General features: G+C 66.6%; 27 protein-coding genes and 1 tRNA gene. 17 read left to right on the top strand and 11 right to left on the bottom strand.

All coding sequences use genetic code 11. From position 1 onward, the window contains the following. Positions 1–68: 68 nt before the first annotated feature. Positions 69–1,532: a cardiolipin synthase gene (gene cls / locus FPT20_RS13190; RefSeq protein WP_158865973.1), complete on the top strand. Its 1,464-nt coding sequence runs from the start codon at positions 69–71 to the stop codon at positions 1,530–1,532. 444 nt (positions 1,533–1,976) lie between these two features. Here the strand turns inward: cls and FPT20_RS13185 are convergent, their stop codons facing one another. Further along, positions 1,977–2,954 carry a pirin family protein gene (locus FPT20_RS13185; protein ID WP_158865971.1) on the bottom strand — a complete coding sequence of 326 codons (978 nt, stop codon included), beginning with the start codon at positions 2,952–2,954 and terminating at the stop codon, positions 1,977–1,979. 57 nt (positions 2,955–3,011) lie between these two features. Between FPT20_RS13185 and FPT20_RS13180 the strand changes: the two genes are divergently transcribed. The 4 genes from FPT20_RS13180 (at position 3,012) to FPT20_RS13165 (ending at position 7,480) form a co-directional block, all read left to right on the top strand. Further along, a complete protein-coding gene (locus FPT20_RS13180; protein ID WP_233265520.1) occupies positions 3,012–3,443 on the top strand; it encodes a hypothetical protein in 432 nt (143 codons plus the stop codon). Between the two features lie 124 nt (positions 3,444–3,567). Beyond that, the gene (locus FPT20_RS13175; protein WP_158865969.1) at positions 3,568–6,093 is read left to right on the top strand and encodes an ATP-dependent Clp protease ATP-binding subunit; all 2,526 of its coding nucleotides are present in this window, start codon (positions 3,568–3,570) and stop codon (positions 6,091–6,093) included. Positions 6,094–6,170: 77 nt separating this feature from the next. Then, positions 6,171–6,683 carry an amino-acid N-acetyltransferase gene (locus FPT20_RS13170; RefSeq protein ID WP_158865967.1) on the top strand — a complete coding sequence of 171 codons (513 nt, stop codon included), beginning with the start codon at positions 6,171–6,173 and terminating at the stop codon, positions 6,681–6,683. Between the two features lie 62 nt (positions 6,684–6,745). Then, complete coding sequence (locus tag FPT20_RS13165) at positions 6,746–7,480, top strand: hypothetical protein (protein ID WP_158865966.1); 735 nt, start codon at positions 6,746–6,748, stop codon at positions 7,478–7,480. A 42-nt stretch (positions 7,481–7,522) separates the two neighbouring features. On the opposite strand, the gene radA is transcribed toward FPT20_RS13165, so the two are convergent. Further along, positions 7,523–8,884 (bottom strand): DNA repair protein RadA, encoded by a 1,362-nt coding sequence (gene radA, locus FPT20_RS13160; protein ID WP_158865965.1) that lies wholly within the window; start codon positions 8,882–8,884, stop codon positions 7,523–7,525. A 129-nt stretch (positions 8,885–9,013) separates the two neighbouring features. Here radA and FPT20_RS13155 point away from each other — a divergent pair, with 129 nt between their 5' ends. Further along, positions 9,014–9,940, top strand: coding sequence for an alpha/beta fold hydrolase (locus tag FPT20_RS13155; protein WP_158865963.1), 927 nt, complete (start codon positions 9,014–9,016; stop codon positions 9,938–9,940). On the opposite strand, the gene FPT20_RS13150 is transcribed toward FPT20_RS13155, so the two are convergent. Then, positions 9,930–10,745, bottom strand: coding sequence for an SGNH/GDSL hydrolase family protein (locus FPT20_RS13150; RefSeq protein ID WP_158865961.1), 816 nt, complete (start codon positions 10,743–10,745; stop codon positions 9,930–9,932). The genes FPT20_RS13155 and FPT20_RS13150 overlap by 11 nt on opposite strands. 64 nt (positions 10,746–10,809) lie before the next feature. Here FPT20_RS13150 and FPT20_RS13145 point away from each other — a divergent pair. Further along, a tRNA-Ser gene (locus tag FPT20_RS13145) sits at positions 10,810–10,899 on the top strand. Here FPT20_RS13145 and FPT20_RS13140 read toward each other — a convergent pair. Continuing rightward, positions 10,878–11,171: a DUF4396 domain-containing protein gene (locus FPT20_RS13140; RefSeq protein WP_158865959.1), complete on the bottom strand. Its 294-nt coding sequence runs from the start codon at positions 11,169–11,171 to the stop codon at positions 10,878–10,880. The two genes, FPT20_RS13145 and FPT20_RS13140, sit on opposite strands and share 22 nt — an antisense overlap. 609 nt (positions 11,172–11,780) lie before the next feature. Here FPT20_RS13140 and FPT20_RS13135 point away from each other — a divergent pair. Further along, positions 11,781–12,401, top strand: coding sequence for a GNAT family N-acetyltransferase (locus FPT20_RS13135; RefSeq protein WP_158865957.1), 621 nt, complete (start codon positions 11,781–11,783; stop codon positions 12,399–12,401). 303 nt (positions 12,402–12,704) lie between these two features. Here FPT20_RS13135 and FPT20_RS13130 read toward each other — a convergent pair whose 3' ends face one another. From FPT20_RS13130 to FPT20_RS18235, 3 genes are read right to left on the bottom strand one after another with little or no spacing between them, the layout of a single operon-like run. Next, the gene (locus FPT20_RS13130) at positions 12,705–14,138 is read right to left on the bottom strand and encodes a nuclear transport factor 2 family protein (RefSeq protein ID WP_158865955.1); all 1,434 of its coding nucleotides are present in this window, start codon (positions 14,136–14,138) and stop codon (positions 12,705–12,707) included. A gap of 3 nt (positions 14,139–14,141) precedes the next feature. Beyond that, a complete protein-coding gene (locus FPT20_RS13125; protein WP_199245780.1) occupies positions 14,142–14,789 on the bottom strand; it encodes a response regulator transcription factor in 648 nt (215 codons plus the stop codon). A 36-nt stretch (positions 14,790–14,825) separates the two neighbouring features. Beyond that, positions 14,826–15,122, bottom strand: coding sequence for a response regulator (locus FPT20_RS18235; RefSeq protein WP_442786492.1), 297 nt, complete (start codon positions 15,120–15,122; stop codon positions 14,826–14,828). Here FPT20_RS18235 and FPT20_RS13115 point away from each other — a divergent pair. From FPT20_RS13115 to FPT20_RS13095, 5 genes are all read left to right on the top strand, one after another. Then, complete coding sequence (locus tag FPT20_RS13115) at positions 15,043–16,068, top strand: alpha/beta fold hydrolase (RefSeq protein WP_233265519.1); 1,026 nt, start codon at positions 15,043–15,045, stop codon at positions 16,066–16,068. The genes FPT20_RS18235 and FPT20_RS13115 overlap by 80 nt on opposite strands. A gap of 63 nt (positions 16,069–16,131) precedes the next feature. Further along, positions 16,132–17,229 carry a hypothetical protein gene (locus FPT20_RS13110; RefSeq protein ID WP_158865946.1) on the top strand — a complete coding sequence of 366 codons (1,098 nt, stop codon included), beginning with the start codon at positions 16,132–16,134 and terminating at the stop codon, positions 17,227–17,229. After that, a complete protein-coding gene (locus FPT20_RS13105) occupies positions 17,226–17,654 on the top strand; it encodes a DUF302 domain-containing protein (RefSeq protein ID WP_158865932.1) in 429 nt (142 codons plus the stop codon). Before FPT20_RS13110 ends, FPT20_RS13105 begins: the two co-directional genes overlap by 4 nt. Continuing rightward, positions 17,651–18,478 carry a sulfite exporter TauE/SafE family protein gene (locus FPT20_RS13100; protein WP_158865930.1) on the top strand — a complete coding sequence of 276 codons (828 nt, stop codon included), beginning with the start codon at positions 17,651–17,653 and terminating at the stop codon, positions 18,476–18,478. Before FPT20_RS13105 ends, FPT20_RS13100 begins: the two co-directional genes overlap by 4 nt. A gap of 85 nt (positions 18,479–18,563) precedes the next feature. Beyond that, complete coding sequence (locus FPT20_RS13095) at positions 18,564–18,944, top strand: hypothetical protein (protein ID WP_158865928.1); 381 nt, start codon at positions 18,564–18,566, stop codon at positions 18,942–18,944. Positions 18,945–19,024: 80 nt separating this feature from the next. Here FPT20_RS13095 and FPT20_RS13090 read toward each other — a convergent pair whose 3' ends face one another. Both FPT20_RS13090 and FPT20_RS13085 read right to left on the bottom strand, forming a co-directional pair. Further along, a complete protein-coding gene (locus FPT20_RS13090) occupies positions 19,025–19,984 on the bottom strand; it encodes an alpha/beta hydrolase (protein ID WP_158865926.1) in 960 nt (319 codons plus the stop codon). Between the two features lie 48 nt (positions 19,985–20,032). Further along, entirely contained in the window at positions 20,033–20,872 is an 840-nt protein-coding gene (locus FPT20_RS13085) for an alpha/beta fold hydrolase (protein WP_158865925.1), read from the bottom strand. 180 nt (positions 20,873–21,052) lie between these two features. Between FPT20_RS13085 and FPT20_RS13080 the strand changes: the two genes are divergently transcribed. Beyond that, on the top strand, positions 21,053–22,135 hold the full coding sequence (locus tag FPT20_RS13080) for a TDT family transporter (protein WP_158865923.1): 1,083 nt from the start codon (positions 21,053–21,055) through the stop codon (positions 22,133–22,135). An 89-nt stretch (positions 22,136–22,224) separates the two neighbouring features. Then, positions 22,225–22,674 (top strand): VOC family protein, encoded by a 450-nt coding sequence (locus tag FPT20_RS13075; protein ID WP_158865921.1) that lies wholly within the window; start codon positions 22,225–22,227, stop codon positions 22,672–22,674. An 89-nt stretch (positions 22,675–22,763) separates the two neighbouring features. Here the strand turns inward: FPT20_RS13075 and FPT20_RS13070 are convergent, their stop codons facing one another. After that, the gene (locus tag FPT20_RS13070) at positions 22,764–23,687 is read right to left on the bottom strand and encodes a LysR family transcriptional regulator (protein WP_199245778.1); all 924 of its coding nucleotides are present in this window, start codon (positions 23,685–23,687) and stop codon (positions 22,764–22,766) included. A 529-nt stretch (positions 23,688–24,216) separates the two neighbouring features. On the opposite strand from FPT20_RS13070, the gene FPT20_RS13065 reads away from it, so the two are divergent. Further along, entirely contained in the window at positions 24,217–24,594 is a 378-nt protein-coding gene (locus FPT20_RS13065) for a VOC family protein (RefSeq protein WP_158865919.1), read from the top strand. Positions 24,595–24,596: 2 nt separating this feature from the next. Here the strand turns inward: FPT20_RS13065 and FPT20_RS13060 are convergent, their stop codons facing one another. After that, a complete protein-coding gene (locus tag FPT20_RS13060; RefSeq protein WP_158865917.1) occupies positions 24,597–25,511 on the bottom strand; it encodes an N-acetylglucosamine kinase in 915 nt (304 codons plus the stop codon). A gap of 101 nt (positions 25,512–25,612) precedes the next feature. Here FPT20_RS13060 and FPT20_RS13055 point away from each other — a divergent pair, with 101 nt between their 5' ends. Continuing rightward, positions 25,613–26,536, top strand: a complete 924-nt coding sequence (locus tag FPT20_RS13055; protein WP_158865915.1) for a MurR/RpiR family transcriptional regulator — start codon at positions 25,613–25,615, stop codon at positions 26,534–26,536. Positions 26,537–26,687: the final 151 nt, after the last annotated feature.

The following is a 26,687-nucleotide window of genomic DNA, read 5'->3' as shown; positions in this document are numbered from 1 at the left end:
AACCGATACGGTAGCTCCAGAGGACGCAGTCGCGCTCCTCGTCGGCCGGTCGAGGGGATGCGCGAACGATGGACCCCGGGTTCCTGTCCACCGCCATCGTCGTCGTGCTCCTCCTCATCGACTTCGTGATCCGCGTCATCGCCATCATCGTCGTGCCGCGCAACCGCAAGCCGAGCTCGGCGACGGCCTGGCTGCTGGCCATCTTCCTGATCCCGTACATCGGCGTGCTGTTCTTCCTCCTGATCGGCAGTTACAAGCTGCCGAAGAAGCGGCGCGAGAAGCAGGACGAGATCAACCGCTTCATCATCGACAGCACCGAGGGCATGGAGCGAGTGCGCCGCGACCACCCCTGGCCGCCGTGGCTCGAGGGCGTCGTCGAGCTGAACCGCAAGCTCGGCGCCATGCCGCTCGTGGGCGGCAACCGCGCGTCGCTGAACGGCGACTACCAGGCGTCGCTCGATGCGATGGCCGCCGAGATCGCGAAGGCGCGCCGCTATGTGCACGTCGAGTTCTACATCCTCACGCTCGACAAGACGACAGGCCCGTTCTTCGACGCGCTCGAGGAGGCTGTGAAGCGCGGCGTGACCGTGCGCGTCCTCCTCGACCACATCGCCTCCCGGCGGACGCCCGACTACAAGCGCACTCTCCGGCGGCTCACCGCGATGGGTGCCATCTGGCATCTGATGCTGCCGGTGAAGCCGTTCCAGGGAAAATATCAGCGGCCCGACCTCCGGAACCACCGCAAGCTCCTCATCGTGGACGGCCGCGTCGCCTTCATGGGGTCGCAGAACGTGATCGATCGCAGCTACAACAAGAAGTCGAACATCCGGCGCGGGCTCAAGTGGAAGGAGCTCATCGTCCGGCTGGAGGGGCCGATCGTCGCCGGTCTCAACGCCATCTTCATCACCGACTGGTACAGCGAGACGGACGAGCTGCTCCGCCGCGAGACCGAGCCCATCACCGATGAGGTGGAGCCTTACGAGCTCGATGCGCAGGTCGTGCCGTCCGGACCCGGATTCGCCGGTGAGAACAACCTGCGCCTCTTCCTCGCCCTGCTGTACTACGCGCAGGAGCGGATCGTCATCACCTCCCCGTACTTCGTCCCCGACGAGTCGATGCTCATGGCGATCACCTCGGCCGTGCAGCGGGGCATCGCGGTCGACCTCTTCGTGTCGGAGATCGGCGACCAGGCTCTCGTCTACCACGCGCAGCGCTCGTACTACGAGGCGCTGCTCCGCGCCGGGGTGCGGATCTGGATGTACAAGGCGCCGTACATCCTTCACGCCAAGCACTTCACCATCGACGACGATGTCGCGGTCATCGGCTCGAGCAACATGGACATGCGGTCGTTCCAGCTCAACATGGAGGTCGTGCTCATGGTGCGCGGCGCCTCCTTCGTCAAAGAGATGCGCGCGGTGGAGGACGGCTACCGCAAGGAGAGCCGCGAACTCACCCTCGAGGAATGGATGAAGCAGCCGCTGCGGTCCACCGTGCTCGACAACCTCGCGCGGCTGACCTCGGCGCTGCAGTAACCCGCGGCCGTCTTCGCCCCTCCCGGTGCTGCATTCGTGCCGAATGTGGTGAGGGCAGGTGCGGGCCCGCGTCCCGCCGTGGCGACATTCGTCACGAATGTTGCCGACGTGCCGTGCCGAAACGACATTCGGCACGAATGTGGTGGGCGGGAGGTGCGGGGTCGGTTTCCGGGAGGGCCACATTCAGCACGAATGTCGCCGACGCGCCGTGCCGAAACGACATTCGGCACGAATGTGGCAAGGGGGAGGTGCGGGGCCGGCTCGCGTGAAGGCGACATTCGGCACGAATGTCGCCGACGCGCCGTGCCGAAACGACATTCGGCACGAATCGAGGCCTGGCGCGGCGAGGCGAGCGAGAGGCCCGGCGAGGCAAGCGCGAGGGGAGGCGAGGCGAGGCCCGGCGACGCAAGGCGCCCAGCGCGCCCGCCCGTGCCGCCGCCCCGGTCAGCCGCGCGGCCGCAACCGCACTGTCGGCAACTCCGGCGCCGGCAGCGGCCGCCCGTCGTAGCCGTCGACCGTCCCGAAGCGCCCGGCCGGGTCCTCCGCGGCGATGACCTCCTGCTGCCACTGCTCCCGCGACCGGACGATGTCGTCGTGGCTGCGCCCGATGAAGTTCCACCACATGACGATCTGCTCACCGAGCGGCTCACCGCCGAGCAACACCAGGCGCGCAGGCGAGTCGCCCACGACTACGGTCGCCGACGACCGGCCGGGCGCCAGGTACGCGAGATGCGACACCGGCACGGCCACCCCCTCCAGCTCGACGTCGCCGGCGTCGACCAACACGCCGTGCTCGAACGACTCGTCGAGCGGGATCTCGAGCGAGGTCCCTGCCGGCGCCACGATCTCGGCTCCGACGAGCGGCGAGAACACCGTCGCCTCCGTGCCGCTTCCGGCCAACGCCCCGATGAAGGTCAGCACGGTCGCCCCGCCCAACAGGGCCGGGCGCGGCGCGTGGTGCTCGAAGAAGGGAGGCACGTCCCGCGACGACGACGGCAGCGCGACCCATAGCTGCACCCCGTGGAGGCGCGAGGTGGCCGGCGTGGAGACCTCCGAGTGGCTGATCCCGCGCCCGGCCGTCATGAGGTTGAGCTCGCCGGGCCGGACCAGGGCGTGCGTCCCGACGCTGTCGCGGTGGTCGACCTCGCCCTCGAACAGCCAGCTGACCGTCTGCAGGCCGGTGTGCGGGTGCGGCGGGACCCGCATCCCTCCCGTCGCCGAGACGTCGTCGGGGCCGTAGTGGTCGATGAAGCACCAGCCGCCGATGAGCGAGCGCCGGCGCTGGGGGAGCGTCCGTCGCACGGTCATGGCGCGCGGGCCACCCAGCGGAACCTCGCGCGGCTCGAGGATCTCGACGTCCGGACGGGTCAGGAGGTCGCCCCCCGCGACGACCTCGGCCGGCTCGCGCTCCAGGTTGCTCATAGCGGCATCCTAGGCGCCGGTCAGCCCGGGGTGGCCGCCTCTTCCTAGAATGGTCGGGTGACCCGCCGACACCGCCTCCCGACCGTCGCGTCCGGGGCGCTGGTCGTCGCGTTCGCGGGTCTCGTGCTCACGGGCTGCACGAGCAGCCAGGTCAGGCCGACCGACGACTACGCGGGCGAGCCGAAGGGGGTCCAGGCTCCGGCGAGCAGTGCGGGAGGCTCCTCCTGGGCGTCCTGGCTCGACGCCGGCCAGCACTTCGGGATCGTGCTCTACGGCAGCTCAACGTGCCCTCCGAAAGTCCAGTCGATCAGCGTGGAGGGGAAGAGCTCGCTCAAGGCGACGCTCGCTCCCGCACCCGGCGGCGTGTGCACCCGGGACTACGTGCCGCACACGACCGTGTTCGCGACGCCGAGCGGCGTGAAGACGACAGCGCAGGTCACGATTGACCTCCCGGACAGCACGCTGACCCTCCCCGGCCTCCCGGGCTGAGCCCTGCGGATCCGGGCGGCGAAACACTGTAACGCCCAGGGCGAACAGGGCACGACGGGGGCCGGAGGGGTGGTTACTCTCTTTGTATCGACGCGACCCCTGCACCCGCGTCGGAGGAGTAGACATGTTCGAGAGATTCACCGACCGAGCCCGCCGCGTCGTCGTTCTGGCCCAAGAAGAGGCCAAGATGCTCAACCACAACTACATCGGGACGGAGCACATCCTGCTCGGCCTGATCCATGAGGGGGAGGGTGTCGCCGCCAAGGCGCTCGAGTCGCTGGGCATCTCGCTGGACGCCGTCCGCGAGCAGGTCCAGGACATCATCGGCCAGGGGCAGCAGCAGCCCACCGGCCACATCCCGTTCACTCCCCGCGCGAAGAAGGTGCTGGAGCTCAGCCTCCGCGAGGCCCTGCAGCTCGGCCACAACTACATCGGCACCGAGCACATCCTCCTCGGCCTGATCCGCGAGGGCGAGGGCGTCGCCGCCCAGGTGCTCGTGAAGCTCGGCGCCGACCTCAACCGGGTGCGCCAGCAGGTCATCCAGCTGCTCTCGGGCTACCAGGGCAAGGAGCAGGTTCAGGTCGGAGGCAACGATCAGGCGACCGCGCAGGCCGGCAGCCAGATCCTCGACCAGTTCGGCCGCAACCTCACGCAGGCCGCTCGCGACAACAAGCTCGACCCGGTCATCGGGCGCGAGAAGGAGATCGAGCGCGTCATGCAGATCCTGTCGCGCCGCTCGAAGAACAACCCCGTCCTGATCGGCGAGCCGGGCGTCGGCAAGACCGCTGTCGTGGAGGGGCTGGCCCAGGCGATCGTCCGCGGCGACGTCCCCGAGACGCTGAAGGACAAGCAGCTCTACACGCTCGACCTCGGCTCGCTCATCGCCGGCTCCCGCTACCGCGGTGACTTCGAGGAGCGCCTGAAGAAGGTCACCAAGGAGATCCGCACCCGCGGCGACATCATCACCTTCATCGACGAGATCCACACGCTCGTCGGCGCGGGCGCCGCGGAGGGCGCGATCGACGCGGCCAGCATCCTCAAGCCGCTCCTCGCGCGCGGCGAGCTGCAGACCATCGGCGCGACCACCCTCGACGAGTACCGCAAGCACTTCGAAAAGGACGCGGCGCTCGAGCGCCGGTTCCAGCCCATCCAGGTGGCCGAGCCGTCCCTCCCTCACGCGATCAACATCCTGAAGGGCCTGCGCGACCGCTACGAGGCGCACCACAAGGTGTCGATCACCGACGGCGCGATCGTCGCCGCGGCGAACCTGGCCGACCGGTACATCCAGGACCGCTTCCTCCCGGACAAGGCGATCGACCTGATCGACGAGGCCGGCGCCCGCCTGCGCCTGTCGATCCTGTCGGCCCCGCCGGAGCTGCGTGAGTTCGACGACAAGATCGCGAACGTGCGCTCCCAGAAGGAGGCCGCCATCGAGGACCAGGACTTCGAGAAGGCCGCGAGCCTCCGCGACGAGGAGAAGAACCTCCTCGGCGAGCGGCTCCGCCTCGAGAAGCAGTGGCGCTCGGGCGACGTGAAGACGACGGCCGAGGTCGACGAGGGCCTGATCGCCGAGGTGCTCGCCCAGGCGACCGGCATCCCGGTGTTCAAGCTCACCGAGGAGGAGTCGGCCCGCCTCGTCTACATGGAGAAGGCTCTGCACGAGCGCGTCATCGGTCAGGAGGAGGCCATCGCGGCCCTCTCGAAGACGATCCGCCGCACCCGCGCCGGCCTCAAGGACCCGAAGCGTCCCTCTGGCTCGTTCATCTTCGCCGGGCCCACCGGTGTCGGTAAGACCGAGCTCGCGAAGGCGCTCGCCGAGTTCCTGTTCGACGACGAGTCGGCGATGATCTCGCTCGACATGTCGGAGTACGGCGAGAAGCACACCGTCTCGCGGCTGTTCGGCGCCCCTCCCGGGTTCGTCGGCTTCGAGGAGGGCGGCCAGCTCACCGAGAAGGTCCGCCGCAAGCCGTTCAGCGTCGTGCTCTTCGACGAGATCGAGAAGGCGCACCCCGACATCTTCAACTCGCTGCTCCAGATCCTGGAGGAGGGTCGTCTGACCGACGGTCAGGGCCGGGTGGTCGACTTCAAGAACACCGTGATCATCATGACCACGAACCTCGGGACGAAGGACATCTCGGGAGGCCCGGTGGGCTTCCAGATCGAGGGCGACACGCAGACCGGGTACGACCGGATGCGCGGCAAGGTCTACGAGGAGCTCAAGAAGAACTTCAAGCCGGAGTTCCTGAACCGTGTCGACGAGATCATCGTGTTCCCGCAGCTCAACAAGGCCGAGCTGCTGCAGATCGTCGACCTGTTCATCAAGCGCCTCTCGACCCGTCTGCTCGACCGTGACATGACGATCGAGTTGACCGTCCCGGCGAAGGAGCGGCTGATCGAGGTCGGGTTCGACCCGACGCTCGGCGCACGCCCGCTCCGCCGCGCGGTGCAGCACGAGATCGAGGACCGTCTGAGCGAGAAGATCCTCCACGGCGAGCTGAACGCCGGCGACCACGTCCACGTCGACTTCGCCGACAACGACTTCGTGTTCACCACGACGGCCCGCAAGGAGCCGATCGGCGCCGGCATCAACGCGACGGCCGCGATCGGCACCGGCCCGGCGACGCCGGATCTGGCGGCATCGGGCGACTGATCGCCGCGTTCGCGCACCGACCTGAGGGCCGGCCTCCCGTGACGGGAGGCCGGCCCTCCGGCTTGTAGGCTGGAGCGGTGAGTGGCGAACCCGGTTTCAGCATCCGCCGCGCGCGCACCGGTGACGTCGCGCAGATCCAGGAGCTCGTGGAGCCGCTCGTGCACCGCCGGATCCTTCTCGGCAAAGAGACGGTGACGTTCTACGAGTCGGTGCAGGAGTTCCGGGTCGCGGTCGACGAGACCGGCCGGCTGATCGGGTGCGGCGCGCTGCATGTGATGTGGAGCGACCTCGGTGAGGTGCGCACGCTCGCCGTCACCGACGCCTGGCTCGGTCGCGGTGTGGGTCGGGCATTGCTGGCGCGGTTGGAGGACGACGCGCGGGAGCTCGGGCTCAGCCGGTTGTTCTGCCTGACGTTCGAGGTGGACTTCTTCCAGCGCAACGGCTTCGAGGACATGGGCTCGGAGACCATCGATCCGAAGGTCTACGCGGAGCTCCTCCGCTCCCACGACGAGGGCGTCGCCGAGTTCCTCGACCTCGCTCGGGTGAAGCCGAACACTCTCGGCAACACGAGGATGCTGAAGGTCCTCTGAAAGGGGGACGGCCGGTCCGCGCGCCTTCGAGCGGCTGACGCGGCCCTGGTTAAGCTGCGGCCATGTCGACGTTCAAGCGCCCTGTCGGCCCGCAGCCGAGCAGCGTCTACTGGCGCCGTCGGCTCGTCGTCCTGATCGGTCTGATCGCGGTCGTCGCGATCGTCGTCCTCCTGTTCCTGCGGCCGGGGGCGTCCAGCGGCGAGCCGGTCTCTCCCGCGCACACCGGCTCGAGTTCGCCGGCTCCGACGGCTTCTTCGCGACCCTCGGCTGCTGCTTCGGCGCCGGCGTCCGCCGGCACCTCGGGTTCTCCTGCTCCTGCGGCGTCGTCGAGCGGTGGTCAGTCGGGTTCGGCGTCCGGGTCGAAGGCGGGCTCGGGGTCGGCTTCGGGCGACTCGAAGTGCAACCCGTCGGATGTGCGCGTCGATGCGGTCACCGACAAGGATTCGTATTCGGCCGGGCAGTTGCCGCTCTTGTCGATCGCGATCACGAACACCGGTTCGTCGGCGTGCACGGTGAATGCGGGGACGGGCCAGCAGGCGTTCACGATCACGAGCGGTTCGGACGTCTACTGGCAGTCGACGGATTGCCAGACGGATCGGTCTGACGCGCTGGTGCTGCTGCAGCCCGGAAAGACGATCTCGTCGCAGACTCCGATCACGTGGGACCGGACGCGGTCGAGCCCGTCGACGTGCCAGGCGCAGCGTCCGCAGGTGCCCGCGGGCGGCGCTTCGTATCACTTGAAGACGGCGGTGGGCGGCGTGCAGTCGACGAACACCAAGCAGTTCATCCTGAAGTAGCGGGCGCCACAGCAGCCGCCGCTTCAGCACGTGAGGGCAGGCTCAGAACGCGGCGTCGAGTTCTCGCTCCCGCTCGGTGGAGGCGGCCGAGAACGCGAGGCGGAGGGCCTCTCGGATGCTGGCGCTGCGGTCGTCGACGCGCGTAGCGAACCCGAGGCGGGCGGCTTCTGCGGTGCGCTGGCGGCCGCTGCTGACGGGGCGGATCTCGCCGGCGAGGCTGATCTCGCCGAAGGCGGCGAGCGTGTGCGGGATCGCACGGTCGCTGGCGGCGGACGCGACCGCGAGCGCGATCGCGAGATCGGCCCCGGGCTCGGTGAGCCGGACCCCGCCGACCGTCGACACGTAGACGTCTTTGTCGCCCAGGCGGATGCCCGCGCGGCGTTCGAGCACCGCGAGGAGCATGGCGACACGCGAGGCGTCGACGCCGTTGGTGACCCTCCGCGGGTTGGGGGCGGTGGTGGCGACGACGAGAGCCTGCACCTCGACGGGCAGCGGGCGACGCCCCTCCATCGCGACCGTGACGCAGGTGCCGGACACCGGCGTGGTGGTGCGGCTGAGGAAGAGGCCGCTGGGGTCGGGGACCTCGGCGATGCCGTCGCCGGCCATCTCGAAGCAGCCGACCTCGTCGGTCGGCCCGAAACGGTTCTTGAGGGCCCGGATGAAGCGGAGGGCGGTCTGCCGGTCGCCCTCGAACTGGCACACCACGTCGACGAGGTGCTCGAGCAGCCGGGGGCCGGCGATCGAGCCGTCTTTGGTGACGTGGCCGACGATCAGGACGGGCAGGTCGCGCTCCTTGGCGACGCGGATGAGGGCGCTCGCCACCTCGCGGACCTGGCTCGGCCCTCCCGCGATGCCCTCGCTTGAGCCGCTCGACACGGTCTGCACCGAGTCGACGATGACGAGGGAGGGGTCGACCGCGTCGATCTGGGCGATGATCGTCGCCAGGTCGGTCTCGGAGGCGAGGTAGAGCTCGTCGTGGACCGCGCCCGTCCGCTCGGCGCGCATGCGGACCTGGCTGACGGACTCTTCGGCGCTGACGTACAGCACGCGGGATCGCTCGCGCGCCGCACGAGACGCCACCTCGAGCAGGAGAGTGGACTTGCCCACGCCCGGCTCGCCGCTCAGGAGGATGGCCGCGCCGGGCACGATGCCGCCGCCCAGCACGCGGTCGAACTCGCCGATCCCGCTCGGGCGCCGCGCCACCGAATCGGACCGGATGTCGGTGATCGCTCTCGCCGTGCGGTCGGCCGCGATGGTCACCGGCTTGAGCGCCCGGAGCACCCCGGTGGGGGCGGCGGACTCCTCCACGGTGCCCCACGCCTGGCACTCGCCGCAGCGACCCACCCACTTGGCGGTGGACCAGCCGCACTCGCTGCAGCGGTAGTTGACGGACGCCTTGGCCACGGCACCTCCTCGGATCGTTCACCACCCTACGGCGAGCCACCGTCACCCGCGGGAGGAGCGCGCAGGCGGTGGAGAACCGTGCGCCGAACGTCCCTGTCCACAACGCTGAGGAAGGGTCACAATGACGCCATGGCAGCGATGACCTTCGAACTGCGCTCCGGCCGGCGAGTGGGTGTGACGACGCTCGGGAACCCGGACGCCGACCGCATCGTCGTGGTGTGCCACAGCGCGCCCGGCTCCTCCACCTTCGATCCCGACCCGGACATCTCGGCGACGCGCGACGCGCACATCATCGCGATCGATCGCCCCGGTTACGGGTCGAGCGATCCCTGGCCGCCCGCCTCCTGGCCGAGCATCACGCGCGCGGCCGACGACATAGCGGAGTACATCCGGTCGCTGATCGAGGCGGAGGCGATGCTCGGCGTGGACCGTCCGCGCACCGTCGGGGTGGCCGGCTGGTCGGCCGGGGGCCGTGTTGCGCTGGCGCTTGCGGCGTGGCACCCCGAGCTCGTGGACCGGGTTGCTGTGATCGCCACGCCGGCACCGAACGAAGCCGTCCCGTGGATCGATCCGGGACTGCAGGCCCTCTCGGACGACCTCGGGAAGCGTTCCCCCTCCGACGCGATGCGCCAGCTCAGCGACATGCTGCAGGGACAGGCCGACGCGGTGCGGCATGCCGAAGCCCTGTCCGAGGTCCCGCTCGGCCCGCTCACCTCGGGGCCGATCGACGACCAGGTGCTCGAGGGCCGAGGCGTGCGGGACCGGCTCGCCATGATGCTCAAAGACGCGTTCCGCCAGGGTCCGGGAGGTGTCGCGGGCGACATCCTCAGCTACACGGCGCGCCCATGGGGTTTCGAGCTGGCGGACGTCCGCGCGCGCACGCTGGTGATCAGCGGCGAGGGCGACGCCATCGCCGGAAGCGCCCACGCCGCCTGGTACCAGCGGGCGCTGCCGGACGCGCGGATGGAGGTGGTTCCAGGCGTCGGACACCTCGTGGTCGTTCCCGCGTGGGAACGGGTGCTGTCGCACCTGGCGCCGGCGGGTGTCAGGCGCTGAGCGCCTCCCCTGAGCTGTTTGCGCTGGAGGCGGCGCTCGCGGCGGGCCGGCGCGGGAACTTCGCTCGCGCGAGTTCGGTGACCGCCGGGAGGAACGCCGACGCCCAGACGCGGTAACCGTGGTCGTTGGGGTGGAACAGGTCTTCGGCGAACTGTGTGAAGGCGCCGCGAATGCCGTACCGCCGCATAGCCGCATTGAGCGACACGACCGTCAGAGCGCGCTCGGCCGCCTCCTCGCGGATGATCCGGTTGCCCTGCGCGACCTTCCGCTCGTTCCAGGGGAGGTAGAAGTAGGGGAGGTCGGCGATGATCGCGTCGTCGGGGACCGCGGCGAGCACCTCCCTGATGCCGGCGCGGAACGAGCGCTCGTCGAACCGCGGGATGTCGTTCGCGCCGATGCAGACGGTCACGATGTCGGGCTTCAGAGTGGAGAAACGGGGGAGCTGATCGGCCGCCGCCAGGGCGACCGTCGCACCCGACACCGACAGGTTGACGACCCGGACCGAGCGGCCGGTGACCGCCCGCAAATGGTCGGCGATGATGCCCACGTAGCCGTTCTTGGGCCGGGAGGCGCCGATGCCCTGGGCCGCGCTGTCGCCCAGCGCGACGTAGACGATCTCGCCTTCGACTGTGGCTTCGTCCCTCCACCATTTGGAGTGCACGGGAAGGGTCTCGTTGAGGAGGATCTTGGCCTCGGCGACCGAGAGCCGCTTGCGGCGGATCGCCGCCCAACCCGCGGCCGCCGCTGCTCCGACGGCGGCGCCCGCGACGGTGATCGCTCCGAGAGTCCGTGCTGTGCTGCCCATGCAGTGCACAGTACCCGGACCTCCCGATTGGCGACCCCCGGCGGGTTCAAGTAACATTGTCGGCGGTACCGTGTCCGAGCGGCCGAAGGTGCAACTCTCGAAAAGTTGTGTGGGTGAAAGCCCACCGTGGGTTCAAATCCCACCGGTACCGCCATAGAAAACCCCTGGTAAACCGGGGGTTTTCTGCATTTCGGGCAACCTCGTGGTGCGACGATGGTGCGCCTTGGGAAGGCTTCGCGGTCTGATGGGCGATTTTCGTGCCCTGCGCTCATTGATTCCGACCCGGATCAGCAGCCAGTTGGCCGGACAGGCGTTCGCGAATCCGAGCAGCATCGCCCACTGCATCGCGAACCAGAGCTCGGGCGAGGTCGCCGGAGCGCGGCCGCCGAAGAGCGCGGGGAAGAGCGGCGACTGGATCAGTGCCATCGCCCCGTACATCCGATCTGCCACTAGGTGATGGAGGCGGCTCGGCCTTGAGAGCTTCGATCAGGCCTTGGCCGAGTCCGAGGTCGCGCATCGGCGCGATGGCGAAGTAGTGGAAGATGGTGCGCAGTCCGAAGACGAGGATGACGTCGGGGATCCAGTCGGCGAACATTTTGTCCTGGAACAGCGGGTCCCAGCCGAAGGTGACGGCGATGACGGGGATGAGGAAGGCGACCCATTCGGCGATGAGCTAGCCGAGGGTGCAGCCTGCGTCATCCAGAGGCGGGGGTTGCCGGCGTCGAGGAGCACGGCGAGGGAGCGGTGCGGCAGCACGATCGCGTTGTCCTTGCGTGGTCCGCCGTCGAGTTGGAAGGTGCGGCCGTGGATGTGGAACGGGTGCCATGGCTACCACAGGCAAGCTTTACCTCTCGTTTACATTCCCCGAGCGTGCGCCTGATGTGCTGCCGAAAAGGTTGTGCGTATGGAAGCGGAGCGGCCCGACGAGCCTGCGGCAGCTAGAACGGGATGGACGACATCCGCCCCATCACGCCTCGAACATTTGCGATGGCGCCTCGCGCCATGCGCCAAGCGTTGAAGTAGGAGCCGAGGCCCATGCTGCGGAAACTGTGCCACCCCGGTTTGGTGCCACCGGTGTCGGCCACCGAGCGCAGCACGCCACGGCTGCTTCTGCGGACGTACCGGATGACGGACGCCGATGATTGGCTGGAGATCGAGCATGACGAGGCCATCCGCCAGGGCCTCGGCTGGCCGCAGCGGACAACCGTGGAAGCGTTGGCACACCTCCGTGCGCGGACGCACCACACCGTTTTGAGGCGCCCGGGGGATCTGCTAGTGCTGGCGGCCGAACACGAGGGGCACACGGTCGGCGACGTGTCACTTCACCTCAGGACCGTCGCCGCGGCAACGCGCACTGTGGAAATCGGCTGGTTGCTCCGGTCGGCGTACGGCGGTCGGGGCCTCGCGACTGAGGCCGCGGACGCGATGCTCGACGTCGCCTTCGAACACGTACAGGCCGTGCTGGTGACCGCGGTGGTCAAGGGGTGGAATGAGTCGTCCGCGAAGCTCGCCGTCCGGCTCGGGTTCCGGCTCGTCGCGCAGCGCGGGGAGTTCACGACCTATGTCCTCTCGTGGGAGGACCGCCAGCTCGCGCATCGAACGGTGCTGCGCGAGCGTCGCGGGGCAAGCGCCGACCCCGACGGGGTCCTGCCGTGAATGTCAGGAGCGGGGGATAGCTCCGCTGGATACGATGCGCGAGTGCCTGTGCAGTCTGAGCTCGATGCTGTCCGAAATGATGCCGGATTTTCGAGGATTGGGTCCGTGGTTACCGTGGGGCAGGTACAGGCTAAGCATCAGCAGGATGCTTTCTCGGGAACCCGCGTTCGACTTCATTTTGACCACGTCTCTGCGGCGTCGCTCGAATCAGGGTCCGGCTCCCGCGGCGCAGACCCGCGTGTCCTAATCGGTCGCTATGGATGGCCGTCGTCAGGAGGCCGGCGGCACGGCGCGACTTCGGCTTCACAGATCGCCTGGGCCGTCCGGAATGGGAAGTCGAGCGCGAACGACTGTGCCGTCAGGTCCGGTCTGAAGCTCGAAGGTGCCGTGTGCCACCTCCACGCGGTCTCGCATCCCGATCACGCCGCTGCCTTTTCGCATGTCGGCGCCGCCCACGCCGTCGTCGGTGATGGTGATCTCCAGCTCCTGTCCAGTTGTCGTGACGGTAATGGTGGCTTCGGACGCATGCGCGTGCTTGACCACGTTGGTCATGGCTTCTGCGACGATGAAGTAGGCGGTCGTCTCCAATTCGGCTGGCAGGCGGTCCGGCGTCACATCGAGGGCAACGGGAAGATCGATCTCGGCGACGAGGGACTCGATGCCTGTTCTCAGCCCGGCTGCGGAGAGCGCTGCTGGGAGGACCCCGTGGACGACATCGCGGAGTTGATCGTTGGCGCTCTCGGCTTGTCGAAGTGCTTCCTCGACGAACTCCCATGCGCTTGCCGGGTCATGATCGCGTGCGTTGCGGGCCAGCTTGAGCGCGATGACGGTGTGCACGAGTCGTTGCTGGGCTGTGTCGTGGATGTCGCGTTGGAGTTGACGACGTGCTCTGTCGGCGCCGGCGGTGATGCGGGCGCGCGAGGCGAGCAGCTCTGACTTGTTGTGCTCGTTCGCGAGAGCGAAGCCGAGCAAGTCGGCGAACCCGGTCATCTCGGGCCGGAACTCAGAGCTGACACGGCTGGTCGGGTCTGCAGCAACGACGAGCGACCCCCACACTCGGTCTTCGATCATGATGGGGACTGAGACGGTCGAGTCTGATTGGTCGAGTGGGTCCTCCCCGGTGTCGCCTCGGGGAACGACACGGACGTCGACGACTCCGAACTGGGCTCTGATTTCTTCTGCCACCCTTGCCGTCAGTTCCGCGAGGGGTGCGCCGCGTGCTACGGACGTGGCCACTCGGCGCAGGGAGGTTTGCTGTTGGGCGATTTGCGCCGCTTCGAATCGGGATGGAATCCGGATGGATCCGAAACGGTCCGTCGGGGCGGAGTTGTAGAAGCTGTGCAACGAGGTGATCAGCCCGCCTCGGATGGTCAGCACTTCCATCACGAGTCCGTCAAGCTGCCATTCCACCTGACCGGGATCGAACTCGCGGAGCGGGCGGAACCGGTATTCAGTGACGATGCGGTCGTCGCCGGCAGGGATCAGGACTTGGTCGCTCATGCTGATGCCCGCGAACTCCTCGACGACGCTCTCCGAGTAGAAGACGGCAGCGTCGGCACCGAAGAGTTCGCCTCCATCGATCAGGTAGCGGATATCGTGCGCTATCAGCGCTCGCATCTGCACGAAATCGCGGGCGTTGAACGCGTCGTAATATCGTTCGGCGACGGACAGCGCGGAGGGGGTAGTCGCGGCGGAAGGGTCTCCGCGATCCGCACGGGCGGTCGGGTATTCTGCCATTTTCTAGCTCTGGCCCAAGTCGAAGTAGCGCAGAACGGCCTGCACTCTGCGGTGGCGCGACCGGTCGGCGGGGATTTCCAGCTTCTGGAAGATGGACGTCACGTGCTTTTCGACGGCGGCGTTGCTGATCAAGAGGCTCCGCCCGATGCCGGCGTTCGACTGGCCTTCCGCCATCGCCGCGAGAACGGCGCGCTCGCGCTCGGTGAGCAGCGATAACCGTTCGGGGATGGCGCGCGGGCGCATCATCTTTGCGACCACGGTCGGGTCGAGAGCGCTTCCGCCGTGCGCGACTCGGATGACGTCGGAGCAGAAGTCCTTGACGTCGCCGACCCGCTCTTTGAGGAGGTAGCCGACACCGTCCGGCCTGTCGCCGATCAGCTCGAGTGCGTAGGCGGGTTCGTCGTGTTGGGTGAGCACCACGACACCGATCGATGGCAGCCGGCGCCGCAGTTCGACCGCCACGTGCAACCCGTCGTTGCCGTGGTGAGGCGGCAGGCCGATGTCGACGATCGCGACGTCGGGCCTGTACGCCAGTGTCTTGGCGAGCAGCTCCGGCGCAGTTCCGGATTCGGCGACGACGTCGAAACCTCCGTCGGTCAGTACGCGGACGATTCCCTGGCGGAGAAGCAGGTCGTCTTCTCCGACGGACACCCTTACCGGCTCGACCACCGATCTTCCCCTCGTGCTTCAGTTTGTGTCTAGAAGCAAGTGCAGGACGGCACAACTCAGGTCAATCTTCGGGACAAATCCTAATGCTCCTGCAGCCCGAGCGTCATCCTGCGAGAGGGAATCAGGGTCCGCGGATACCAGCACGACACGGACTGCTTGAGATGCCGTCAGTTGTCGCGCCAGTTCCAAGCCGTCACCGTCGGGCAAGCCGACGTCAACGAGGAGCGCATCGGGCATGCGCACCGACGTTTGCCGCAATGCATCGGCCACGGAGCAGGCCTCGGCCGTGATGTCGTATCCGCAACCGGCGAGCATCCGCCGTACTAGTCCGGGGAACTGCTCGTCGTCGTCGACAACCATCACGGAGAGCCCCACACGGTCATGCTGGGTCGGCGCGTCGATCGGCGCCGTAGGGTTTGCCGGAAATCTTCTCCGGGCGGCCGGGGCGTCGCTCGAGCGATCGAAGCGCAAACTCGTACTCGACGAGCAGAAGCGAGCCGCCACCGCCCCCCGAGGAGAACCCATGACCGACACCCGACCCTCCTCGTCCAAGCCGACCATCGTCCTCGTTCATGGTGCATTCGCGGAGTCCTCGAGCTGGAGTGGTGTGATCTCGCAGCTTGTTGCCGAGGGGTTCCCGGTCATGGCTCTCGCGAACCCCCTTCGCGGCGTCCCGTCGGACTGCGACTACCTGCGCGCGACCCTCAAAGGCCTTGATGGTGACATCATCCTGGTCGGTCATTCGTACGGAGGTATGGTCATCAGCGGCGGAGGAGCCGGCAACGCGAACGTGAAAGCGCTCGTGTTCATTGGAGTCTTCGCGCCCGAAGCCGGGGAGACTGCGGGCCAGTTGGCCAACAAGTTCCCGGGCTCGACCCTCGGCGAGACCCTCGCTCCGGTGACGCTTGCCGACGGCGAGGTGGATCTCTATATCAGCCAAGACCGCTACCACCAGCAGTTCGCGGCCGACTCGCCCGTCGAGGTGGCGAGTGTCATGGCGGCGACGCAGCGGCCGATCCTGGAGTCCGCGTTCGGGCAGGGGTCAACCGAACCAGCGTGGAAGTCGGTGCCCTCGTGGTTCCTGTTCGGCTCCCTCGACCTCAATATCCCCGCCGAGGCGCATCGTTTCATGGCCGAACGCGCCGGCTCTCGTCGGACCATCGAGCTTCCGAACGGATCGCACACGGTCGGCATTCCGGAGGCTGCGCGCGTCGTGGAGCTCATCCGAGAAGCCGCCGACGTCACCGCTGGAACACACTGAGGCTGAGCCGCCATCGAGCCGTGAGTCCCTCGACCATCAGGGCGCCACGAGAAGCGAACCCGTATGAACCCACCAACCGCACGCCGGAAGGCGACACCGCGCATCCCGCTGAACACGTTCGCGATCTGCTTCGGCATCGCCGGGCTCGCCACCGTGTGGACTTCCCTGACAGCCGCGTTCGGGTGGGACGCCAGCACATCGGCCGCCCTCTGGATCGTCACGGCGGTCAGCTGGGTTTGGCTCATCGTCGCGCACCTCCACCGGGGACGCCACAGCACCGAGACCCTCCGTTCCCAACTGCGCCACCCGGCCCAAGGCCCGATCGCGGCGGTCATCCCCATCGTCGGGATGCTGCTGGGCTCCCAACTCACCGGATGGTGGCCCGTCGGAGGCATCGTTCTCACAGCGGTCTCCTTCGCGGCCGCGGTCTTTTTCGGGGGGTGGATCCTCGCCTACTGGCACCGCGGGTCGCTCAACCCGGAAGCGTTCCACGGCGCATACCTGCTCCCCACGGTGGCCGCCTCCTTCGTGTCCTCGATCATCGCCGGCCGGATGCACCTCACCGGTGTGGCTGTGGGCGCCTTCGCCGTCGGATTGTTCTTCTGGGTCGTGCTCCTCACGGTCCTGCTTGCGCGGCTGGCCTTCTTCCCACCGCTACCCGACGCGCTGACACCGACCCTCGCCATCCTCATGGCGCCCCCGGCCCTCGGCGGCACCGCCTGGTTCCTGATCGCAGGCGTCCGTTCCGACCCTGTGTCCGCCGCGTTCTTGGGGATGCTCGCTGTCATGATCGTCCTGCAACTGTTCCTGATCGGGACCTACCGCAGGCTCGAATTCACTTTGGGCTTCTGGTCCTTCACTTTTCCCGTCGCCGCGGCCGCCTCCTATGCCATTGAGTGGACCCGACTGGCCGCCTTCCCCGGGTGGGAGGCCGTGGCCCTCGCGCTGGCGCTGGCATCGACGGCGCTGACGGTAGCGGTGGCGGTCGGCAGCGTCGCGCTGGTTGCGAGAGTTCGTCGTGGAATTCGACGCGCCGAACAGACGTTGCGTCGTGCCGACGACACCGTCACGCGACCTGTCGCCATCCGCCGAGGGTCCCCTGCCGAACCCGCAAACACCGCACCGGCAACTCTGCCGGTGCCCGAAAGGGAGCAGCCATGAACTACTGGCGCACAACTCACATCGACAGGCCCGTCGCTGCGGTGGTCGACGCGATCCGCGAGCGCCTCGCCGCGGGGCAAGTGAGTCTGTTCGCCGTCTACGACCACGCGGAGAATGCGCGCGGCGCCGGTCTGACCTTGCCGGAGGAGACGGTACTGGTGTTCGGGTCCCCGGCCGTCGGCACGTCGCTGATGCAGGACGATCCGGACAGCGGGTACGACCTGCCGCTGAGGATCCTCGTCCGGGCGGACGGCGACGGTTCCGCTGTCGGCTACCGGGATCCCGAATGGCTGATCGATCAGTACGGGTTGAGCCGGTCCGAGAGCACAGTCCGCAAGATGTCGGAGATGCTCCGCCACCTCGTCGCGCAGGTAGCCGCGCAGCTCGACCACCCGTCCGGCGGCGTCGAGGAGGACGCCCAGTGACTGAGACCCTTGAACCGGCGACGCGACGACCCTGGTTCACGATCATCGTGATCGGGCTGGTCGGCGGGGTGCTCTCCGGACTGTTCGCCATCGGTGGTGGCATCGTCATGATTCCACTGCTGACGATGTTCGCGCGGCTCAATCAGCGGGTCGCCGCTGCGACCTCGCTTGCCGCAATAGTGCCAACCTCGATTGTCGGGTCCGTCACATATCTCATAGCGGGCGAGGTGGACCTTCTCGCCGGGTTGCTTGTTTCGGTGGGTGCGGTGGTGGGCGCTCTCGCCGGGACCGCCCTGCTCAAGCGCATCCCGCTGACCTGGTTGCGGTGGCTATTCATCGTCTTCATTCTGCTCGTGGCCGCACGGCTGTTCTTCCTCACCCCGCAGCGCGGACACGAGGTCGCGTTCACTCCGGCAATCGGCGTGGGCTACGTGATCCTCGGGGTGGTGATGGGGGTGCTCTCCGGGCTCTTCGGCATCGGCGGCGGGATCATCGCTGTGCCGGCCCTCATCAACGTGTTCGGGGTCAGCGACCTCATCGCCAAGGGTACGTCGCTGATCGTGATGATCCCCACCAGCGTCGTCGGCACGATCTCGAACTGGCGAGCAAAGAACGTGGACATTCCCACCGGCCTGGCGCTCGGTGTGGCCGCGACCGTCGCCTCGATCCCCGGCGCGGCGCTCGCGCTCGCGTTGCCGCCGCAACTGTCGAGCACGCTGTTCGGCCTGCTGCTGATCGGAGTCGCCGCTCAGCTGACCTGGAAAGCGATCAAAGCCCAACGGGTCGCACGGAGAACGTCGGTCGCGACAGAAACGTCCGACTAGTGAAAAGCGCGCTCCAGGAATGTCGTCGTGGACGCCGTCCTTGAGGACGCCGAACCCCCTTCGCCTGTGGATTGGAGAACGCTTCATGACCAGGAGACGATGGAGTCCGCTCGACGCCGGCGAAGCTTACGCAGATTGGGAAGGCGAGGCGTGGGCGGATCAGCACGTCTTGATCCGTCACCCATCGCTGAGCGAAGCCGTCGGCCTGGATGCTGACCGATGGCGCATCGTCGCGATAGATCTGGTGTTGGCACAAGGCTCCGATGGCGAGATCATCCTCACCGCCCAAGAGGGCGACATGCCGGCGGAGGCGGCCGTCGAATTCCGTGTCACGGGAATTCCAGCGTCCTTGTTCCTCAGTCGGGTCTTCACCGAGTTCCATGCCGCGCTGGTGGTACGCGGCGGACCCGAACAGGCGCTCGAGATCGTCGAGCGACGCGAGCTTCCGTTCGTCGGCGACGGATGAAGAGCCATTCGTCGGCGATGCGATGCCCGGCGCCTGGAGAGCAGGCGCCGGACATCGATGATCTCGCCCCGTAAGATTCGCTAAATTCGCTGAGTTCCGAGGGCCTTTCGGAGCACGTCGATGGCTTGCTCGATGGCCGCCGTTGTCCCCTGCGTGACGCGTTCGGGGTTGAGCATCATGAAGTCGTGGGTGACGTGGTTGTAGCGCACGCTCGTCGTCGGTACCCCGGCTTGGACGAGCTTGGCCGCATAAGCTTCACCTTCGTCGCGCAGCACATCGTTCTGATCGACGATCACGAGTGCCGGTGGTAGTCCGCGAAGATCTTCGAGCGTTGCCTTGAGTGGGGAGGCGGTGATCTCGGAACGGCGGCTGACGTCGGGAAGATAGGCATCCCAGAACCAGGCCATGCTCTCGGCGAGGAGGAACGGGCCGTCAGCGAAGGTCTTGTAGCTCTCTGTGTTCCGGTCGGCGTCCGTCACCGGGTAGTACAGGGACTGGTGGACGAAGGTGACGTCGCCGCGTTGCTTGGCGAGTATGGCCAACGCGGCGGTCATGTTCCCTCCGACCGAGTCTCCGGCGACCGCCATCCGTGTGCCGTCGAGTCCTTCGGCGCTCCCGTCCCGAGTGATCCATTGCGCGGTCGCGTACGCCTGCTCGATCGCTGTCGGGTACTTCGCCTCAGGGGAACGGTCATACTCGACGAAGACGAGGGCTGCGTCGGCTCCGGCGCAGAGTTCGCGGATGAGCCGATCGTGGGTGCCGGAGTTGCCTAGGATCCAGCCTCCGCCGTGCACGTAGAGGATGACCGGGAGCAGCCCGGTCGCGCCGACGGGTTTGATGATGCGGACCCGAACGTCGCCGACGTCGGCGGGCACCGTGATCCACTTGTCTTCGCCGATCTCGACCTTGTCGACCGGTTGCGCTTGGAGGTCGTCGAGGACTTTGCGGGCAGCCTCGACGTCGAGTTCGTAGAGGAACGGGGGGTTGGCGGACGCGTCGGCAATGGCCTGAGCGCCTGGTTCGAGGACGATGTCGGACATGATGATCCTTCTTTCGATGTTCCGCTATCCGATGGGCTGTCCCCCCGGTCAGGCGGGATCCGAGAGGAAGCGGAGCAGTTCTCGGTTCACCTCGGGCGCGTGCGTGACCGGGTTGATGTGCGGGCCGCCTTCGATCTCGACGTATCGGGCGGCCGGGAGGGCTTCGTGGGCTCGCCGACCCTGCCCGTCGAGGGAAAGGATGCGGTCGGCCGTTCCGTGCATGATGAGCGCCGGCACATCGACTCGCTGAAGGTCCGCATGGAAACCCTCGAGCCACAACCTCGGGCACGCCCAGGTCGCGTAAGGGGACGAGTCCGCGGCGGTGGACCACATCCAGCGGACAGTGTCCTCGCTGACCAATGTGCCCTCGTAGTCGTCGAGATTGAGGAAGTTGTTCATCATCCCTGTCAGCCAGGCGAACCGGTCTGCGGCGATCGCGTCCTGCACGCCCGTCACCCCAGCCGGGTCGACTCCATTCGGGTTGTCGTCGCTTTTCGCGAACGAGGGGGTCAGGCTCTCCAGGAATGCGACGCTCCGCAGCCGGGTGGTCCCGAAGCGTCCGACGTACCGGGCGACTTCACCCGTGCCTAGCGAGAAGCCGATGAGGTTCACCCCGGTCACATCGAGGGCTCGCAGTAGCGCGTCGACGTCGCCGCTTAGCGTGTCGAAGTCAAAGCCGGTCGTCGGCGCGCTGGAACGGCCGAAGCCACGCCGGTCCGGCCTGATGACCCGGTAGCCCGCCTCCAACAGAGGGAGGAGCTGGGGCTCCCACGATCGGGCGTCGAACGGCCACCCGGACAGCAGGACCACCGGCTCGCCGCTGCCCTGGTCCTCGTAGGACAGCTGGATCGGTGCGGACCCCTCCTCGTCGACAGTGATGCTGCCCATGTGCCGCTCCTTCGCCTCGTTCGGTTCATGTCGAGGGTCGTGCGTTTGCCGCGTTTGCGGCGGGGGGCGGGCTGGAGAAGATTTCCGGGTAACCCCATTAAGCCAGCCCACAACGGAGCCTTGTGGGGTCACAATCGTCCGCGGCTACCGGTGAGGTGGTGCTCGGGCGATCGTTGAGTCATGGCCCGGTTCTCTCTCTCCAATGTCACTCCCAACTGGTTCGCCTCCGTCATGGGCACGGGAATCGTCGCGAATGCTGCCGTGACCCTGCCGGTTCAGTTCCCGGGATTGCGCACTGCGGCCCTGCTGATCTGGGTTGCGGCGTCCGCGTGGCTGATGTTCCTGGTCGTAGCCACTGCGGTGCACTGGGGGAGGCACTCCCCGGTGGCGCGGCAGCACCACCTGAATCCGGTCATGGCGCACTTCTACGGCGCACCTCCCATGGCCTTGCTCACCGTGGGCGCGGGTGCGGTTCTTGTCGGGAAGGATCTCATCGGTCTGCAAGCTGCAGTAGCCGTCGATGTCGTTCTGTGGGTTCTCGGAACGCTGGGCGGTCTGTTCAGCGCCGTGCTGGTTCCATACTTGGCATTCACAAAGCATGAGAACTCTGCCGACTCCGCGTTCGGTGGATGGCTCATGCCTGTGGTCCCGCCGATGGTCTCCGCGGCCACGGGAGCCCTTCTTCTGCCGTTCTTGCCGGCCGGGCAGCCCCGAGAGACCCTCCTGTTCGCCTGCTACGCGATGTTCGGGCTGAGCCTGCTCGCCTCCGTCATCGTCATCGTTCAGATCTGGCAGCGGCTCGCCGTGCACAAGGTGGGTCCGCGCGGGATGGTTCCGACGCTCTGGATCGTGCTCGGCCCGCTGGGTCAGAGCATCACCGCCGCGAACCTCCTCGCCGGAAATTCCGGTGGAGCCGTCGACCGGTCGCTGTCGGTTGCTCTCATGGACTTCGCCATCATCTATGGTGTCGCCACTCTCGGTTTCGCGATGATGTGGCTCGGCATCGCAGCGATCATTACTGTTCGCACCGCCCGTCAGGGATTGCCGTTCTCGCTGACATGGTGGTCTTTCACCTTCCCAGTGGGCACATGTGTGACGGGGACCGCCGGACTCGCGCTGCACACCGGGCTCGCCGCGATCGCAGCACTTTCGGTCGCTCTGTTCGCACTCCTCGTCGCAGCGTGGATCACCGTCGCGACTCGCACCCTCGGGGAGAACCTTGGCCCGGTGCGCCGTGGAACCTCCGTTGTCACCGGGCTCTGATCGGCCGCCGAGTGCACCACCACGGCGCGGGTCGGGCCTCGCCCACCCGCGGCTGAGAACGAAACCGAGACGGACCGAAAGAACACAGCATGACTGAGACGCCAGTACTTCACGGCATTCACCACCTGAAGATCCCGGTGAGCGATCTGAGCCGCTCCCTCGATTTCTACGAGCGTTCCCTCGACGCGACGAGAATCCCCGAGGCGGACCACCGCCGGCACAGCGACGGCGCCCTCTACGCCTATTTACTTCGCGTTCCCGGGGTCGACGGGCTCCTCGAACTGCGCCTAGACAGCAAGCGCGCACTGGCTCACAGCGGCTTCGACCCGATCACACTGGCCGTGCCGGACCGACAGAACCTGACCTTGTGGCACGAGCGGCTCACTGCGCGCCACATCAAGCACTCGCCCGTCATCACCGCGATCCAGGCATGGCTTATCGTCATCGAGGATCCAGACGGTCATCGCATTCGGCTGTACACCCTCGAGCAGCACGGTCCCGAATTGCCGCCGGATGAAACAAACCCCTGGGTCTCGTGACGAGACGTGCTGGTACACCCCTGCGCGCGCGATGCAAGAGCTTCTCGGAACTAGTCAGCCCCTGGTCCGATCGGACGCCGTGTGCACCATCACTCGGAGCGGACGATGCTCATCAGGCGTTCGACAGCTGGGTTCTCCGCGCCTCCGGACAGCCACACGGCCGTCAAGGGCCGGATGATGCGCATGCCGCGCACAGGCACTTTGAAAAGCGTCCCCGCTCCTAGTTGCTCCTTCACAACCAGGATGGACAGAACGGCCGCGTCGGACCCGGAGGACACCGTAGCGCGGATGGCCGAGGTCGACGAGAGCTCCAGTGACGGAGGGGCCGGGTGAAGGCCACGAGTCTCGAGAGCTTCCTCGAGGGCCCGTCGCGTTCCTGAGCCACCCTCTCGTGCGACCAGCGGCGCAGCTGCCAATTCTTCCGGCGTGATCCCGGAACGTCGACGTTGCCACGGGTGGCCTTTCCCGACCACGACGACCAATTCGTCGGTGGCGATCAGCTTCTGCATCAGGTCCACTGGGTAATCCGGTGTCTCGATGAATCCGATATCCACAGACCCCGAGGTGACCAGATCAATAACAGACGAACTGTTTATGGCGGTCAATCCGACAGCGATTTCGGGGTCGAGGCGACGCAGTCTGCTCAACCATCGCGGGGCGAGGGCCTCCGCAATGGTCATGCTCGCTGCGAGCCGCAATGTGGACTGTCGAGTTCCGCGAAGCGTTCTCACCGCAACATCGAACTGGTCGGCCGCCTCCAACAACGGTGCGGCCCAATCCGCGATCACCTGCCCATCGGGAGTGAGAACAGTGCCTTTGCTCGACCGCTGCAACAACGAAACCCCGAGCCGCCTCTCTAAGGCTGCCATCCGTCCTGACACGGCCTGCTGCGTCAAGCCCCGCCGTCGAGCAGCCATCGAGAAGCTACCCGTCTCCGCCACGAGCGCCAGCAGCTGGAGAGCCTCCAAGTCAGCGCTGTAGGCAACTGAAGCATTCGCCTCCACCTTGCTCACACATCGGACTCTAGTGGCCCCAGAGCGCTCGATCGCACGTCCTGTGAGCGATTGGCCGCTGAGACCCGACGCCAGCCCAAAGCGTCCGGAAGCTTGCTATGAGTGGGGACGCAAGACGGACTGAAGCTTTCGCCGCAGAGGGAGCTGCTGTGCTAGCGTACTAATTTTACATTCCAGACCGAGCCGCGTTTTACTACATTTTGACTACAATCGTGTGAGCTCGAATGAGGTTCTACGAGACCACAGAGGCCCAACTTCGTTGACATTTCGCGGAATTTAGCCCGTATACCAAGGGACTTTAGGTCCCGAATTAGGGTTCAAATCCCACCGGTACCGCCACATTCAAGCCCCCGCGATCCCAGTGTTCACAAGGGATCCGGGGGTTTTCTCATGCCACTGGTCGAGGTTGCGGTAACTCCGCGGTAACAGGTCATCTGGCGAATATTGAGCAGGTGTCCGACCTCGACCCCACGATCCGTGGGCATCCGAGTAGCGTGTCGGGATGACGACGATCTAGCCATTTCTTGCCGTGAAGGATGTGGATGCGGCTGTCGCGTTTTATCGTGAGGCGTTCGGGGCTGTTGAGGAGACGGAACGTATCCGATCGGATGACGGTGCCCAGGTCGCTGTGCTGACGATCGACGGGTGCACGATCGGGGTAGCCACCGAAGACGTCGAACTTCGGACACTCAGTGCTGAATCCGTTGGTGGGACAACCGTCCGCATTCACCCGGATGCCGCTGACCCCGACGGCGTGGCAGCCCGGGCGATCGCGATGGGTGCCGAGGAGATGTTCGCCGTCGCTGATCAGCCCTACGGGATTCGTCAAGGCCGCGTGGTCGATCCATTCGGTCATCACTGGCTGATCAGCGGTCCGCTGAAGCTGCAAGTGTGTTGGGGTCCGTAAATTCACCGAGTCTCGGACCAAGCGATCTCGAGTGCTCCGAGCACCGGTTCGGGAGCGGGCATGACCGCGCGGAAGTGCGACGCTAGTAGTGATCTCACGCGGCGGCTGAGCGCGTTCTCATGCGTGAGCAAGCTGCCTGCGAGAACGAGCTTGCGCCGGCTCACTTCACCACCACGACTCACGGCGAGTGCTGACTCGACGAGATAATCGGCCGCTCGATGGACCACGTCGAGCGATCGTCCGTCATTGCTAGCGGCGCTGACCAGGACAGCCTGGGCGAACGACGCGATTTCCGAGACAGACAGAGAGCGGAACCTCTCGATGGTGCTCCACCTCAACCGGTCGGGGTCGATATCGAACGTTGAGATCAAGGACGACATCAGCTGCGAACGATAGCCGACCAGTTCCCAGTCGCGTAGCGCGCCTCGCGCGGCTTCGAGTCCGATCCAGTATCCGCCTCCGAAGTCACCCAATGCAGACCCGTTACCGTCGACCGACCCGACCTCCCGTCCTTCCTCGATCCGACTCGCCAGGGCGCCGGTGCCAGCGATCAAGACCGTCCCCGACTGCTTCGCGCCGGCCACGGCGAAAGCGACCTCGGCATCGGTGTGAACCGACAGTGTCACCTTCAGCCGTCGTTCCGAGAGCGCGCGCACTAGGCGGAGCTGAACCTCGTCGCGAGTGTCGGGGTCTAACCCGGCAACGCCGATGGCGATCGAATCCGGAACCCTTCCGTCGACGACGTGTGCCGCGATCTGGTCGGCGATGGCGTGGCTGAACGGCTCCGGCCCAAGGGTGGTGACGTTGCTCGGAACGGCAACCCGCGACACGCGTAACTGGGCTCCGCGCTGTCCGCTTGCGATGCGCAGCGTCGAGCCTCCCGCGTCGATTCCCATGCAAATGGGGTTTGTGGTCACTACCGCTCCTTCGCCCGACGCCGGTCAAAAAAACTGCTTGACGTCCTGTGGGACTGAATCTACCATTCATTCAATGTCAATCTCGATGAAAGAATTTTTCAATGACTGATCAACCGCAACTCCCGGAGGTAGGCGGCGATCTGCTCATGCGAATTCGTAGCGTGATGCCGCGGCTTCCGGAAGCGTCGCTCAAAGTCGCACGCCAGGTGCTGGACGATTCGGCGGCCGTGATGACGAGCTCGATCGCCGAGCTCGCCAAACTTTGCGGCACCTCCCAGGCGAGCGTCACCAGGTTCTGCCAGGCCCTCGGTTTGTCGGGATACCCGGAACTGCGACTGCGTCTCGCGGCGGAAAGCGGGCGAGCACCAGAACTGAGCTGGGAGCTCGACCTCGGAGTAGACATCGGTCCGGATGACTCCACGACCCATATCGCGACGGTTCTGGCATCGACGGACATCCGGGCGATCCAGAGGACCCTCGAGCTCCTCGAGGCCGCCGACCTCGAGCCCGCTGCCAGCGCGATCGTCGCAGCCCGGCGCGTGAACATCTACGGCGCAGGCGGCAGTGCGTTGGTGGCCCAGGAGCTCCAATTCCGTCTCTCACGTCTCGGCCTTGCCGTCTGGAGCCATGTGGAGTCGCACGCGGCTCTCATGGCGGCAGCCCTGATGCGGCCGGGTGATGTGTTCTTCGCGGTATCCAGAAGCGGCCGGACGACCGAGGCCATCGAAGCCCTCGCCGAGGCCAAGGATCGCGGCGCGATGACGATCGCTCTGACGAGCTTTCCCAACTCGCCCCTCGGTGTGGCTGCGGACATCGTGCTGACGACCCCGGTTGAGGACACGTCCGTGCGACACGGGTCACTGGCCGCACGCTACGCACAACTTCTCATGATCGATTGCGTGTACACGGCCGTGGCGCAGCGAACTTATGAGATATCGACTGAAGCTCTGACGCTCACATCCCGGGCGCTGGCTTCACACCGGAGTTCAAGGCGCTCCAATCGCACTAAGAGATCGGACGAGTAGCGCGCCCCCACTGCGCTGAACCCGATCCGTTTCGGTCGTTCGACCGAAATTCGCTCGATTATGAAGGAAGAGAGTCATGAAGCGAATCACCACTGTGATCGCGCTTGCTGCCACCGCTTTGCTGGTTCTCAGCGGTTGCGCTGCTAGCGGA

Origin of the sequence: Leifsonia sp. AG29, assembly GCF_009765225.1 — a bacterium.
In the GTDB taxonomy this organism is placed as follows: domain Bacteria; phylum Actinomycetota; class Actinomycetes; order Actinomycetales; family Microbacteriaceae; genus Leifsonia.
The sequence above is the reverse complement of the archived record's forward strand: the minus strand, read 5'-3'. Positions and strand labels throughout refer to the sequence as shown.

Coding starts and splice junctions, on each gene's coding strand:
- FPT20_RS13185 (WP_158865971.1), bottom strand. CDS start 2,954: ATGAGCAACCTGGAGCGCGAGCCGGCCGAGGTCGTCGCGGGGGGCGAC.
- FPT20_RS13095 (WP_158865928.1), top strand. CDS start 18,564: ATGACCAGGAGACGATGGAGTCCGCTCGACGCCGGCGAAGCTTACGCA.
- FPT20_RS13075 (WP_158865921.1), top strand. CDS start 22,225: ATGACTGAGACGCCAGTACTTCACGGCATTCACCACCTGAAGATCCCG.
- FPT20_RS13140 (WP_158865959.1), bottom strand. CDS start 11,171: ATGGCACTGATCCAGTCGCCGCTCTTCCCCGCGCTCTTCGGCGGCCGC.
- FPT20_RS13165 (WP_158865966.1), top strand. CDS start 6,746: ATGTCGACGTTCAAGCGCCCTGTCGGCCCGCAGCCGAGCAGCGTCTAC.
- FPT20_RS13055 (WP_158865915.1), top strand. CDS start 25,613: ATGACTGATCAACCGCAACTCCCGGAGGTAGGCGGCGATCTGCTCATG.
- FPT20_RS13105 (WP_158865932.1), top strand. CDS start 17,226: ATGAACTACTGGCGCACAACTCACATCGACAGGCCCGTCGCTGCGGTG.
- FPT20_RS13150 (WP_158865961.1), bottom strand. CDS start 10,745: ATGGGCAGCACAGCACGGACTCTCGGAGCGATCACCGTCGCGGGCGCC.
- FPT20_RS18235 (WP_442786492.1), bottom strand. CDS start 15,122: ATGCTCGCCGGTTGCGGATACGACATCACGGCCGAGGCCTGCTCCGTG.
- FPT20_RS13135 (WP_158865957.1), top strand. CDS start 11,781: ATGCTGCGGAAACTGTGCCACCCCGGTTTGGTGCCACCGGTGTCGGCC.
- FPT20_RS13175 (WP_158865969.1), top strand. CDS start 3,568: ATGTTCGAGAGATTCACCGACCGAGCCCGCCGCGTCGTCGTTCTGGCC.
- FPT20_RS13080 (WP_158865923.1), top strand. CDS start 21,053: ATGGCCCGGTTCTCTCTCTCCAATGTCACTCCCAACTGGTTCGCCTCC.
- FPT20_RS13115 (WP_233265519.1), top strand. CDS start 15,043: ATGCGCACCGACGTTTGCCGCAATGCATCGGCCACGGAGCAGGCCTCG.
- FPT20_RS13090 (WP_158865926.1), bottom strand. CDS start 19,984: ATGTCCGACATCGTCCTCGAACCAGGCGCTCAGGCCATTGCCGACGCG.
- cls (WP_158865973.1), top strand. CDS start 69: ATGGACCCCGGGTTCCTGTCCACCGCCATCGTCGTCGTGCTCCTCCTC.
- FPT20_RS13110 (WP_158865946.1), top strand. CDS start 16,132: ATGAACCCACCAACCGCACGCCGGAAGGCGACACCGCGCATCCCGCTG.
- FPT20_RS13155 (WP_158865963.1), top strand. CDS start 9,014: ATGGCAGCGATGACCTTCGAACTGCGCTCCGGCCGGCGAGTGGGTGTG.
- FPT20_RS13085 (WP_158865925.1), bottom strand. CDS start 20,872: ATGGGCAGCATCACTGTCGACGAGGAGGGGTCCGCACCGATCCAGCTG.
- FPT20_RS13130 (WP_158865955.1), bottom strand. CDS start 14,138: ATGGCAGAATACCCGACCGCCCGTGCGGATCGCGGAGACCCTTCCGCC.